Origin of the sequence: Streptomyces fuscichromogenes, from assembly GCF_014645815.1 — a bacterium.
Classification (GTDB): Bacteria; Actinomycetota; Actinomycetes; order Streptomycetales; family Streptomycetaceae; genus Streptomyces; species Streptomyces fuscichromogenes.
Window position 1 is genome coordinate 145,555 of sequence record NZ_BMML01000004.1, and the last position, 13,056, is coordinate 158,610.

A 13,056-nucleotide genomic window follows, 5' to 3' on the forward strand; every position below is an offset into this window, starting at 1 on the left:
GATGCGGTCACAGGTTCACCGGCACCCGGCGGACCGGCCTGCCGGACCCGGGTGTCCGCAGCCACGGGCGCAGGCCGGCCGGTACGAACGACGGAGCACCGCCCCGGCATTCGATCGGCTTCAACAAGTGGGTGCGTGACCAGGAGCAGCCCGTCTCCGTTCACCTGAGTGGCGGAACGCCTGGACGGGCCGTGCCGCCGCCCGTCCCCGTCCCCCAGAGCCCTCCGTCCGGCGCCCGGCACAATCACAGGCGCACAGCGCGCAGAAGAAGCCTCCTCATGCATCAGCCGACTCCGCCCTCCACCACCGCCGACAACCGTCGACTGCGGGACGGCCCGCCCTGGCCCTCGTCGACGGAAGGCGGCCCGGCACAGCCTCGCGGCCGCGCCCCGCGGGCCGCTCCCGCCCGACCAGTTCCCCCAGGTCGGGGGCGCGTCGGCGGGCTGCCGCCCACGCATACCGCCCTGATCTGCGTCGCGCTGCCCGGCCTCGCCATCTCCACGGAACACGGTCAGTTGACCGGCCAGGGCCTGGAAGGGTTCTACCGCGCGGGCCGGCGGCTGCTCGCGCGCTGCCAGGTCCGTGTCGCAGGCCGCGAACCGCTCGCCGTGCAGGCCCGGATGACGGGGGCGGACTCCGCCCGCTTCGTCGGCACGCTCCGGGCCTCCCCGACGGCGGGGCCGGATCCGGACGTCGTCGTGGAACGGATCCGGCACGCCGACGGCACGGAGCGCATCACCTTGCGCAACTGCGCACTCCACGCCCTGCGCCTCCCGCTGGAGACGGCCCTCGGCACGGACCTGGCCGACCTGAGCGCCATCGCCTCCGGCACCCCGGGACCCGAACTCCCGGCCAGCGTCCACGACTCCGGACTCCGCTGGACCACTCCTACCGGCAATGCGTCGGTGACAGCGGACCCGCCGCCCGCCGACGCGCTGGCCTCGGCGGGACTGCTGCGCTGGGAGTTCGAACTGCCCCCGGGGGCGACGGCGAGCGTGGAACTGCGGGTACGCCCGGACGGCGCGGGCCCCCTGCGCGCCGTGGGACGCGCCGCGACCAGCCCGCTGGCACCGGCCAGGGTCACGGGCGACGACCCCAGGGTCTCGAGGCTGCTCAGGACGAGCATCGACGACCTCCAGGCGCTGCTGCTTCGCGACCCCGCGCACCCCTCGGACAGCTACCTCGCCGCCGGGGCGCCCTGGCGCTGCGGTCTGGCCCCGGCCGACGCACTCGCCGCCGCCCGGATGACCCTGCCCCTCGGCACGCGCCTCGCCGCAGGAACACTGCGCACCCTGGCCCGTACCCAACTCCGCGGTCCGGGGCCGCGGGCCGGCATGATCCCCGGTCCGCGCCGGGACGCCGGAGCACACCTGCCGCCGGGCTGCACCGGGACGGAGGCCACCCTGCTCTTCCCCGTCCTGCTGGCGGAGGCCCGCCGTTGGGGGCTCCCGGAACAGGAGACACGGGAACTGCTGCCCGCCGCCGAGCGCTGCCTGACCTGGCTGCGCACCACGGCAGGAGAGCGGACCTACCTCTGCGACCCGCAGCCCGGCGGCCCCGCGCGCGCCGAGACCCAGGCCCACGCCCACCGGGCCGCCCTGCTCGGAGCCGACCTCCTCGACGCCTGCGACCGGCCCGGCGGTGCCGGGCTGCGGCAGTGGGCGGCGGAGCTGAGAGAGGCCTTCCGGACGGACTTCTGGGTCGAGGACCGGGGCGGCGGTCGTCCCGCGGCAGCGCTGACCCCGGACGGCCGCCCCCTGACCCACCTCTGCTCCACCGCCGTGCACCTGCTCGACACCGGCCTGCTCGGCGCGGGCCAACGGGCGGTCGGCCTGCTCGACAGAGTGCAGACCGAGCAGCTCGCCCGGCTGCTCGGCGGACCGGCCATGGACTCGGGGTGGGGGCTGCGCGGCCTGGGAGCCAAGGAGGCGGGACACAGCCCGTTCGGCCATCGGTCCGGCGCCGTCCGGGTCCAGGAGACGGCACTTGCCGTCGCCGGGCTGGCCGCCGCGGGCTACGAGAAGGAGGCGGGCGGACTGCTGCGCGGCCTGCTGGCGGCGGCCGAGCACTTCGGTCACCGGCTGCCGGAGATGTTCGCCGGTGAACAGCGCGCCGAGGGGAGCGCCCCCCTTCCGCACCCTGCGGCCTGCCGTCCGGCGGCCACGGCCGCTGCCGCCGGGGTCCTGCTCCTGACCTCGCTGGCGGGCATCCGCCCCGACGCCCCGGCAGGGACCGTCACCCTCCGACCGGTCCACAGCGCGCCCTTGGGAGAACTCGGCCTGACCGGACTGCGGGTGGCCGGTGCGCCGTTCTCGGTGCGGGTCAGCAGGCTCGGCCTGGCCATGGTCGAGGAGGCCGCGGACGGCCTGCAACTGGGCGTGTGAGTACCTGCCCGGCAGAAGGGCGAGCCGGTACGGCGGCACGCGAAGTGGATCAGCCGTCGGAGTGAGGACCGAAGGGAGTGTTTATCGTCAGGCAGACGACTATGATCACCACATGCCCTACGACCCGTCAGCCTTTCCGCCGTTCGCCGTCACCGTGGACCTGGTCGTGCTGACCGTGCGCCGCCATGCCCTGTGCGCGTTGGCGGTACGCAGAGGCGAGTCGCCGTTCCAGGGGCGCTGGGCGCTGCCGGGCGGCTTCGTGCGGGCCGACGAGGATCTTTCGCAGGCGGCGGCGCGAGAACTGGCCGAGGAGACCGGGCTACGGGCTCACGACCCCGACGCCCCCGCCCAGGAGGGTGGGGCCCACCTGGAGCAGCTGGCGACCTACGGCGACCCCAAGCGTGATCCCCGGATGCGCGTGGTCAGTGTGGCCCACCTCGCCCTGGCCCCCGACCTTCCCGCACCGCGCGCGGGCGGCGACGCCAGCAACGCGCGGTGGGCGCCGGTGGAGGAACTGCTCGCGCAGGGCGGCTACGGCCGGGACGGCGAGCCGGTCGCGCCGCTCGCCTTCGACCATGCCCAGATTCTGTCCGACGGTGTGGAACGGGCCCGCTCCAAGATCGAATACTCGTCCCTGGCCACCGCGTTCTGCCCGCCCGAGTTCACGGTCGGCGAGCTGCGCCGGGTCTACGAGGCGGTGTGGGGCGTGGCGCTCGACCCGCGCAACTTCCATCGCAAGGTGACCGGAACCCCCGGCTTCCTCGTCCCCACCGGCGGCACGACCACCCGCCAGGGCGGTCGCCCGGCCCAGCTCTTCCGGGCCGGCGGGGCCACCCTGCTCAACCCGCCGATGCTGCGACCCGAGGTGTGACCGTCCGACAGCGCGAACTCGATCGGCAATAAACCTCTCTATACCCGGAAAAACGGTCATTCCGCGCTATCTTCCCTAAGGTGATCCAGGCCTTCGGACTGACCAGCGACCCCCGCAAGGCGCACCCGCCCGCCGTCGACGACGTGACCTTCGAGGCGGGCGCGGGCCGCGTCACCGCGCTCCTGGGTGAGGCGGGCGCGGGCAAAAGCACGGCGCTCAGACTGATGCTCGAACTCCAACAGGGCCGTGGGCTCACCTACTTCAGGGGCCACCCCCTGCACCGCATCGCCCATCCCTCCCATGAGGTCGGCGTACTCCTCGGCGATGTCCCCGGCCATCCGTCGCGCTCCGTCCGCGGCCATCTGCGGATGCTGTGCGCGGCGACCGGGGTGCCGGCCCGGCGCGCCGACGAAGTGCTCGAAGCGGTCGGGCTCGTCAGCCTGTGCGAGGAGCGCCTGGGCACGCTGTCCCACGGCATGGACCGTCGACTCGGCCTGGCCTGCGCCCTTCTCCCCGACCCGCACGCCCTCGTTCTGGACGAACCCACGGCCGGTCTCCCCGCCCGTGAGGCTTACTGGCTGCACCGCATGCTCCGGGCGCACGCGGCGCAGGGCGGCACGGTCCTGTTCACCACCGCGGACCCCAAGGAGGCCGCCCGCGCCGCCGACCGGGTCGTCACCCTGAAGACCGGGAGGCTCGTCGCCGACCAGGGGGCCGGAGAGTTCGCCCGCACCCGGCTCCGCCCGCGGGTGGCCGTCCGCAGCCCCCACGCCGCCAGGCTCGCCGCCGTTCTCGGCAAGGAGGCCCGCACGGCCCACCGCTCGGTGGAGGTGGTGCGGGAAGGCGGCAACCGCCTTTCCGTGTACGGCAGTACGACCGCCGAGGTCGGCGAGACCGCCTTCCGTCACGGCATCCTCGTCCACCAACTCGCGCACGAGACCGGCGACATGGGGCCGGGCGCCGGGGCGGAGCCGTCGTTGGAGGAGACGGGGGATACGAGGAGCGCGCCGGAGACGGTGTGGCGGGAGCCGGCCCACGCTGGCCGGGATCACGCTGGCCAGGACCACGATGACCAGGACCGCGGCGAGCCGACCGCGGTGGACGAGGCCCGGCCGACGGGCGAGCGGCGACCTGGCGCGAGCGAGGGTGAGCGGACCACGGTGGACGGTGCCCGGCCGGCGTCTCCGCGGCGGACCGTTGCGGAGATGCCGGCCGCCGGTCGGCAGGAAGCGCCGCGCACGGACCGGGGCAGGGACGCGGAGACGCCCGCGGTCGCCCCGCAGCCCAGGGCGGAACTGGGCCGCTCGCAGCCCGCGGCCGCCCCGAGCCCCGTACAGCAGTCGCGCACCGCTGACCGGGACCCGCGGCGAAGCACGCCGGCGGTAGCTGCGGACCCCTCCGGCACGGCTGGACCACGGCCCTCCGCCGCCGCAGAACCCGTCGGCGACCCGGCCGTCACCTCTCTGCCCGCGACCCCGGACACGGAGCTCTCCACGAGCGTGCGGCCCGCCGACCAGTTGCCCGCACCGGCGACCGCCAAGCCTTCGACGGCGCCCGCGCTCGCCAAGCCGTCGGTCTCCCTCGGCTCCGCCGAGCCCTCCGGCCATGCCGGTTCCACCAGGACGGCGCCCGCCGTCCCCGCCCAGCCGCCGGCCGCCATGTCCACCCAGCCGCTGAACCGGGCGGTGTCCGGCGAAGCCCCCGCCGCCCAGTCGCCGCCGGTCCACGCCGCACCCGCCACACCCACCGCACCCACCACGGCCCAGCCACCGGCCCGAGCGCTGCCCGTCGAGGCTCCGGGTGCGCAGCCGTCGGCACGCGCCGTGTCCGCCGCAGCCGCCGGCGGCGAGTCACCGATCCGTGCCGTGCCCGCCGACGCCTCCACCGGCCGCGCGCCCGCTCGCTCCGGACCCGCCGACGGTCCGGACCCTCTGTCCCCGCTGCCTCCCCCCATCACCGTCCGCCCCGCGCCCCGCCCCCTCCGTCCGGTGCGCTACGAACTCCGCCGAGCTGCCGGGATCGGCGCCGGGTTCCTCACCTGCGGTGCCGTACTGCTGGTGTCCGCCCTCACCGCCGTACTGCTGGCCCGGGTCGGGCACACCCCGCAGGCCCGGTTGTTCGCGGCCTGGCCGCGGGAGCTGCCGCTGCCCCCGGCGGCACTCGGTGCGGGACTGCTCGGGGCGCTGGCCTTCGGAGACGAGTTCCGTCACCCCGCGCTGGCGGCGGACCGCGGCACCGTGCCCCGTCGGCTGGGGCTGCTCACCGCGAAACTGCTGGTCTCCGGGGCCACCGCGGTCCTCCTCTCGTTCCTCACCGTGGGCTGCGACGCGGAAGTGCTCTATCTCGTCTACGGTCGGGAGCTCGCACAGGTTCCCGCCGACTGGCTCTTGCTGACCACGAGTTGGTTCGGGCTGATCGTAGGCTGCGCCTGGGCCGGCGTACTGGCGGCAGGCGTCTTCCGTTCCACCACGGCCGGTCTCGCCGCGGTGCTCGCCGTACCCGTGCTCGTCGTGCCCGTCGTACACAAGGCTGTACAGGGCACGGGGGTGCGGATGGCAGCCGGACTTCCGGTGCGGATGCGGGAGACGTTCCTGCTGAAGTGGCCCTTCGGGGGAGAGCGCTATCTGGTCGGATCGGCCCGGGTACTGGCCCAACCCGTGGCCGGTGCGCTGGCGTTGTCGCTGGTCGCGCTGCTCTGCGCGTACCTGTTCAGCACCCTGCGGGCCAGGGTGCGATGACCGCGGACCGGGCGCTTGCGATCCCGCCGTGCGCACAACTCCCCGCAGAAAGCCCATTTCTTTCCGATAAGGCGTCAATTGCGACGGGGTGAGCGATCACCCTTTCGTGTGCTTTTCACCAAAGACCTCAAGGGAGTTGAAGGCAGCGCCGACAAAGGATCCGTGAGTACCCTTGCGCACACCATGATGACCGCCGCCCGCTCCGCAGACTCTGGTCTGGTCGGCCCGGGCGAACTCGACCGCTACCCCTATGCGGAGGTCCCGGCCACCGATCGCGTCGGCACGCCCTCCTGGGAGGGCGCGGATCCGGAACTCGGCCGTGTGGGCCGACGCGCCGCGGGCAGCCGCGGCCGCGGACTGCACGGTCAACTCGTCCAACAGCTCGGTCAGATGATCGTCTCCGGTGACCTGGGCGCGGACCGCCCCCTGGTCCCCGAGGAGATCGGCCAGCGTTTCGAGGTCTCCCGCACCGTCGTGCGCGAGTCCCTCCGGGTCCTGGAGGCCAAGGGCCTGGTCAGCGCCCGCCCGAACGTCGGCACGCGCGTGCGTCCCGTCAGTGACTGGAACCTCCTCGACCCGGACATCATCGAGTGGCGGGCCTTCGGGCCGCAGCGCGACGACCAGCGCCGTGAGCTCAGCGAGCTGCGCTGGACGATCGAGCCGCTCGCCGCCCGCCTCGCCGCCGGGCACGGGCGCGAGGACGTTCAGCAGCGCCTGTGCGACATGGTCGAGATCATGAGTCACGCCATGGCCCAGGGCGACGCGCTGACCTTCTCGCGCGCCGACGCCGAGTTCCACTCGCTGCTCATCCAGGTCGCGGGCAACCGCATGCTGGAGCACCTCTCCGGGATCGTGTCGGCGGCCCTCCAGGTGTCCGGCGGCCCGGTCGCCGGCTGCGAGCGGCCCAACGAGACGTCCCTGGCCCAGCACGCGCGGATCGTCGACGCGGTCGGCACCGGCGACGCCACCGCGGCCGAGTCGGCGATGCGGCAGCTGCTGACCGTCCACCCCGAGGTGGAGCGCGTGGTGCCCGCCCCGCGCGAGCACTGACCCGGGGCGAGAACGGTGCGCTCGGTCAGTGCCGCGTGCGCGGGGCGCCGTCGGTCCGGGAATCCGCCCCCGTCGGCCACCGCCGGGCCCCGCCGAAGCCCTCGGGGCTCCGGCGGGGCCCGGCGGTGCGGTGGTGGGCCCGGTGTCGCGGTGGGGTCGGCGCGGCTCGCGGTGATCCGGTCGTGCGGCAGGTTCCGCGACGGTCGTACGACCGGTTCCGCGGTGGTCGTGTGGCAGGCTCTGCGGTGGTCCGAACGGTCCGGAGAGATCATCAACGACAACTTCTGCCCGCTTCTAACCATTTTTGAGCGCTTACGGGGTGTGACTCGGGCCACGTAGATTGGGCGTAACGCTCTTGCGAACAACGCGATGACCTAAGAGGTGACAGCCGCGGAGGGAATACGGACGCCATTCATGGCGCTGTGTATCTTCCCGGCCCCCGCCCGCGCCGTCGGCCCATCCCCAAGCCGACGGTCGGCTCCAGTCCGTCCCGGACGGGGCCGGAAGCCGTTTTCCAACGTTCCGAGAGGTTGTTCGTGTCGGCCAGCACATCCCGTACGCTCCCGCCGGAGATCGCCGAGTCCGTCTCTGTCATGGCTCTCATTGAGCGGGGAAAGGCTGAGGGGCAGATCGCCGGCGACGATGTGCGTCGGGCCTTCGAAGCTGACCAGATTCCGGCCACTCAGTGGAAGAACGTACTGCGCAGCCTCAACCAGATCCTTGAGGAAGAGGGTGTGACGCTGATGGTCAGTGCCGCGGAGCCCAAGCGCACCCGTAAGAGCGTCGCAGCGAAGAGTCCGGCCAAGCGCACCGCCACCAAGACGGTCGCGGCGAAGACGGTGACCACCAGGAAGGCCACCGCCACGGCCGCCCCGGCCATGGTTCCCGCCGGCGTCGGCGACGACCCGGCCGACGAGGCGGCGCCCATGAAGAAGGCCGTCGCCAAGAAGGCCGCCCCCGCCGCCAAGAAGACGGTCGCGAAGAAGACCGCGACCGCCGCCGCCAAGAAGACGGTGGCCAAGAAGACCGCCGCCAAGAAGGACGATGCCGAGATCCTCGAGGACGAGGTGCTCGAGGAGGCCAAGGCCGGCACCGAGGAGCCCGAGGGCGCCGAGAGCGCGGGCTTCGTCCTGTCCGACGAGGACGAGGACGACGCGCCGGCGCAGCAGGTCGCCGCGGCCGGTGCCACCGCCGACCCGGTCAAGGACTACCTCAAGCAGATCGGCAAGGTCCCGCTGCTCAACGCCGAGCAGGAGGTCGAGCTCGCCAAGCGCATCGAGGCCGGTCTGTTCGCCGAGGACAAGCTGGCCAACGCCGACAAGCTCGCCCCCAAGCTGAAGCGCGAGCTGGAGATCATCGCCGAGGACGGCCGCCGCGCCAAGAACCACCTCCTGGAGGCCAACCTCCGTCTGGTGGTCTCCCTGGCCAAGCGCTACACCGGCCGCGGCATGCTCTTCCTGGACCTCATCCAGGAGGGCAACCTCGGTCTGATCCGCGCGGTCGAGAAGTTCGACTACACCAAGGGCTACAAGTTCTCCACGTACGCCACCTGGTGGATCCGCCAGGCGATCACCCGCGCCATGGCTGACCAGGCCCGCACCATCCGTATCCCGGTGCACATGGTCGAGGTCATCAACAAGCTCGCGCGCGTGCAGCGTCAGATGCTCCAGGACCTGGGCCGCGAGCCCACCCCGGAGGAGCTGGCCAAGGAACTCGACATGACCCCGGAGAAGGTCATCGAGGTCCAGAAGTACGGCCGTGAGCCCATCTCCCTGCACACTCCCCTGGGTGAGGACGGCGACAGCGAGTTCGGTGACCTCATCGAGGACTCCGAGGCCGTCGTCCCCGCCGACGCCGTCAGCTTCACGCTCCTCCAGGAGCAGCTGCACTCGGTGCTGGACACCCTGTCCGAGCGCGAGGCCGGCGTCGTGTCCATGCGGTTCGGTCTCACCGACGGTCAGCCGAAGACCCTCGACGAGATCGGCAAGGTCTACGGCGTCACGCGTGAGCGCATCCGCCAGATCGAGTCCAAGACCATGTCGAAGCTGCGCCACCCGTCGCGTTCGCAGGTGCTGCGCGACTACCTCGACTAGGTCGCGGTCGCACGACGTCGAAGGCCCGTCCTCCCACCGTGGGGGCCGGGCCTTCGTGCTGCGGGTCGCGGTGCGGTGGATGACTCTGGGTGTCCCGGTACCACCCAGAGTGAGGAGCGTGCATGCGCCGTTCTGTTGCCCCGGCCCTGATCCGGCCGCTGATCCTGGCGGCTGTCGCCACGGCCATACCGCTGGCCACCACGCCTCCCGCCACCGCCGACAGTGTCGTGGTAGGCGGCTTCCCCGTCGACGTCTCCCAGGCCCCGTGGACGGTCGCGCTGTCCAGCCGTGACCGGTTCGGGGGTACGCGGGCCGGACAGTTCTGCGGGGGCGTGGCCATCGGCCGGACCACCGTGTTGACCGCGGCCCACTGCCTGGCCGACGAGGTCATCGGCGGGTCGTCCGACCGGATCCGCGACCTCAAGGTCATCGCGGGCCGCACGGATCTGCTGGCGACGCAGGGCCAGGAGATCCCCGTCACCGTCGTCCGCGTCAACCCGGGCTACGACCCGGACGCCAATACCGGTGACTTCGCCGTCCTCACCCTTGCCGAGCCCCTGCCGGGCGACGCGGTCATCGCGATGGCCCGCCGGGGGGACACCGCCTACGCGCCCGGCACCGGTGCCCTGGTCTCGGGATGGGGTGACGTCACGGGCGGCGGCGACTACTCGCGCCGGCTGTACGCGGCGCGGCTCCATGTGCTGCCCGACGCGACGTGCGAGCGGGCCTATCCCGGCGGTGCCGACGGCACCTACCGGGCCGACTCCATGGTGTGCGCGGGCGAGACCCGGGGCGGCCCGGACGCCTGCCAGGGCGACAGCGGAGGACCGCTGGTCGCCGACGGGAAGCTGATCGGGCTCGTGTCGTGGGGCAGCGGCTGCGGACGCCCGGGGAATCCCGGCGTCTACACGCGCGTCTCGGAGGTCGTACGGGCGCTGGGCCCCGGCGGTGCCCTCAGCGGCTCACGCAGGCCTCACACGCCCGCCTGACGGCCTCTGCGGAGCTATGACGAGGGCGGCCGCTCCCCCGGAGGGAGCGGCCGCCCTTCACCGGCCTGTGCCGGAGCTGGCTCGTCGTGGATGCGAGAGGTCAGCGCTCATCTTCCGAGGCGATGGCCGGAACGGTGGTCAGCCGCTCCGTCTCGTCCTGTATCTCAGCGGCGATCTTCTTGAGTTCCGGCTCGAACTTGCGACCGTGGTGGGCGCAGAAGAGCAGTTCTCCGCCGCTGAGCAGCACGACGCGCAGGTATGCCTGGGCGCCGCAGCGGTCGCAGCGATCGGCGGCCGTCAGGTGGCTCGCGGGGGTCAGAACAGTAGTCACGTCGCCTCTTCTCTAGCTCGACGAGCTGTCGTACCAGGGTCAACATCCAACCAGCCCGAAAACGTTCCCGCTCGGGGCTTCTCCTCGAAAAAAATCTTTCGAGGTGGCCGTCTGCTGCCGGTTGGCGGCGAATGTGCCGTATTGCGTTTCTTGAGTGCTTACGGGTTCGCGCGGTTCATCGGTCTCATCCTCCCGGCTGGGTTGCCGGTTGTTTGTGAGGACGTGCCCGGAGCCTAAATGGTTCATGCCTCGAAGGGAACGTGATATGTACTTCACTCCATCGAGGGATCGAACACGCATACGACCTTGGACTAGGGTGAGTTCACGACGAGGGTGGCGTTGCAACGGCTCTACCAGGCCTCGGTACCCTCTGAGCGGCGACCGAAGCCGGCCCCTTACCCCAAAGGGGCTCCATTGAAATTCAGCGAGGAGCGAACCGCGTGACCGCCGATACGTCCGTGCCGTCCACTGCGCTGCTGGCAGGAGCAGACCGGGACGGCTCCAACTACACCGCGCGGCACCTGCTCGTCCTTGAGGGCCTCGAAGCCGTGCGCAAGCGTCCCGGCATGTACATCGGCTCGACCGACAGCCGGGGCCTGATGCACTGCCTGTGGGAGATCATCGACAACGCCGTCGACGAGGCTCTCGGCGGCTACTGCGACCACATCGACGTCATCCTCCACGACGACGGCTCCGTCGAGGTCCGGGACAACGGCCGCGGCATCCCCGTGGACGTCGAGCCCAAGACCGGCCTGTCCGGCGTCGAGGTCGTCATGACCAAGCTGCACGCCGGCGGCAAGTTCGGCGGCGGCTCCTACGCGGCCTCCGGCGGTCTGCACGGCGTCGGCGCCTCCGTGGTGAACGCGCTCTCCGCGCGTCTCGACGTCGAGGTCGACCGCGGGGGCAGCGTGCACGCCATCAGCTTCCGCCGCGGCGTGCCGGGGGCCTTCACGGGTGTCGGTCCGGACGGCACGTTCGAGGCCGGGAGCGGGCTGCGCAAGACCAAGAGGGTGCCCAAGACCCGCAGCGGCACACGCGTGCGCTACTGGGCCGACCGCCAGATCTTCCTCAAGGACGCCAAGCTCTCCCTGGACACGCTCCACCAGCGTGCCCGCCAGACGGCGTTCCTGGTGCCCGGCCTGACCATCGTCGTCCGTGACGAGTACGGCCTCGGCGAGGGCGGCAGCAAGGGCGAGGAGTCGTTCCGCTTCGACGGTGGCATCAGCGAGTTCTGCGAGTACCTGGCCACCGACAGGCCGGTCTGCGACGTCCTCCGTTTCTCCGGGCAGGGCACCTTCAAGGAGACCGTCCCGGTCCTGGACGAACACGGCCAGATGACCCCCACCGAGGTCACCCGCGAACTCGGCGTCGACGTGGCGCTGCGCTGGGGCACCGGTTACGACCAGAACGTCCGGTCGTTCGTCAACATCATCGCCACGCCCAAGGGCGGCACCCACGTGGCGGGCTTCGAGCAGGCCATCCGCGAGACCCTCAACGAGGCACTGCGCGCCAAGAAGCTGCTGCGCGTCGCCGAGGACGACATCGTCAAGGACGACGCCCTGGAGGGCCTCACCGCCGTCGTCACGGTCCGGCTCGCGGAGCCGCAGTTCGAGGGGCAGACCAAGGAGGTCCTCGGCACCTCGGCGGCCCGCCGGATCGTGAACAGCGTGATCTCCAGGGAACTGAAGGCCTTCCTCACCTCGACCAAGCGCGACGCCGCCGCCCAGGCCCGCGTGGTCATGGAGAAGGTGGTCGCTGCCGCGCGGACCCGCATCGCGGCCCGCCAGCACAAGGACGCGCAGCGCCGCAAGACGGCCCTGGAGTCCTCGTCGCTGCCCGCCAAGCTCGCCGACTGCCGCAGCGACGACGTCGAGCGCAGCGAGCTGTTCATCGTCGAGGGTGACTCCGCGCTCGGTACGGCGAAGCTCGCCCGGAACTCCGAGTTCCAGGCTCTGCTGCCGATCCGCGGCAAGATCCTCAACGTCCAGCGGTCCTCGGTGACCGACATGCTGAAGAACGCCGAGTGCGGGGCGATCATCCAGGTCATAGGGGCGGGTTCGGGCCGCACCTTCGACATCGACGCGGCCCGCTACGGCAAGATCATCATGATGACCGACGCCGACGTCGACGGCTCCCACATCCGCTGCCTGCTGCTGACGCTGTTCCAGCGCTACATGCGGCCCATGGTCGAGGCCGGCCGGGTCTTCGCCGCGGTGCCGCCGCTGCACCGGATCGAGATCGTCCAGCCCAAGAAGGGGCAGGACAAGTACGTGTACACGTACTCGGACCGCGAGCTGCGGGACAAGCTCATGGAGTTCCAGAGCAAGGGCATCCGGTACAAGGACTCCATCCAGCGCTACAAGGGTCTCGGTGAAATGGACGCCGACCAGCTGGCCGAGACGACGATGGACCCGCGCCACCGCACCCTGCGCCGCATCAACCTCTCCGACCTCGATGCGGCCGAACAGGTCTTCGACCTGCTGATGGGCAACGACGTGGCCCCGCGCAAGGAGTTCATCTCCAGCTCGGCGGCGACGCTGGACCGGTCACGGATCGACGCGTAGCCGCTGCGCTGGGCCGCGGCCGACGAGACGGCCGGC

8 protein-coding genes are annotated in these 13,056 nt (G+C 71.9%); 7 read left to right on the top strand and 1 reads right to left on the bottom strand.

Annotated features, from left to right (window positions below):
• Positions 1–278: 278 nt before the first annotated feature.
• From IEZ11_RS10165 to IEZ11_RS10190, 6 genes are all read left to right on the top strand, one after another.
• Positions 279–2,384 (top strand): glycogen debranching N-terminal domain-containing protein, encoded by a 2,106-nt coding sequence (locus IEZ11_RS10165; protein ID WP_189262339.1) that lies wholly within the window; start codon positions 279–281, stop codon positions 2,382–2,384.
• 112 nt (positions 2,385–2,496) lie between these two features.
• Entirely contained in the window at positions 2,497–3,255 is a 759-nt protein-coding gene (locus IEZ11_RS10170; RefSeq protein WP_093498678.1) for an NUDIX hydrolase, read from the top strand.
• Positions 3,256–3,335: 80 nt separating this feature from the next.
• Positions 3,336–5,993, top strand: coding sequence for an ABC transporter ATP-binding protein (locus IEZ11_RS10175; protein ID WP_189262340.1), 2,658 nt, complete (start codon positions 3,336–3,338; stop codon positions 5,991–5,993).
• Positions 5,994–6,155: 162 nt separating this feature from the next.
• Positions 6,156–7,043 (top strand): FadR/GntR family transcriptional regulator, encoded by an 888-nt coding sequence (locus IEZ11_RS10180; protein WP_189262341.1) that lies wholly within the window; start codon positions 6,156–6,158, stop codon positions 7,041–7,043.
• A gap of 536 nt (positions 7,044–7,579) precedes the next feature.
• Positions 7,580–9,136, top strand: a complete 1,557-nt coding sequence (locus IEZ11_RS10185; protein ID WP_268239903.1) for an RNA polymerase sigma factor — start codon at positions 7,580–7,582, stop codon at positions 9,134–9,136.
• Between the two features lie 122 nt (positions 9,137–9,258).
• Positions 9,259–10,125, top strand: a complete 867-nt coding sequence (locus tag IEZ11_RS10190) for a serine protease (RefSeq protein WP_189262343.1) — start codon at positions 9,259–9,261, stop codon at positions 10,123–10,125.
• Between the two features lie 100 nt (positions 10,126–10,225).
• Here the strand turns inward: IEZ11_RS10190 and IEZ11_RS10195 are convergent, their stop codons facing one another.
• Positions 10,226–10,456 (bottom strand): DUF7455 domain-containing protein, encoded by a 231-nt coding sequence (locus tag IEZ11_RS10195; RefSeq protein ID WP_089104328.1) that lies wholly within the window; start codon positions 10,454–10,456, stop codon positions 10,226–10,228.
• 440 nt (positions 10,457–10,896) lie between these two features.
• Between IEZ11_RS10195 and IEZ11_RS10200 the strand changes: the two genes are divergently transcribed.
• Positions 10,897–13,020, top strand: a complete 2,124-nt coding sequence (locus tag IEZ11_RS10200) for a DNA gyrase/topoisomerase IV subunit B (RefSeq protein WP_189262344.1) — start codon at positions 10,897–10,899, stop codon at positions 13,018–13,020.
• The last annotated feature ends 36 nt before the right edge of the window (positions 13,021–13,056 follow it).

Bases quoted from the DNA above. Each gene is read 5' to 3' on its own strand.
- IEZ11_RS10190 (WP_189262343.1), top strand. From the start codon at position 9,259: ATGCGCCGTTCTGTTGCCCCGGCCCTGATCCGGCCGCTGATCCTGGCG.
- IEZ11_RS10165 (WP_189262339.1), top strand. From the start codon at position 279: ATGCATCAGCCGACTCCGCCCTCCACCACCGCCGACAACCGTCGACTG.
- IEZ11_RS10170 (WP_093498678.1), top strand. From the start codon at position 2,497: ATGCCCTACGACCCGTCAGCCTTTCCGCCGTTCGCCGTCACCGTGGAC.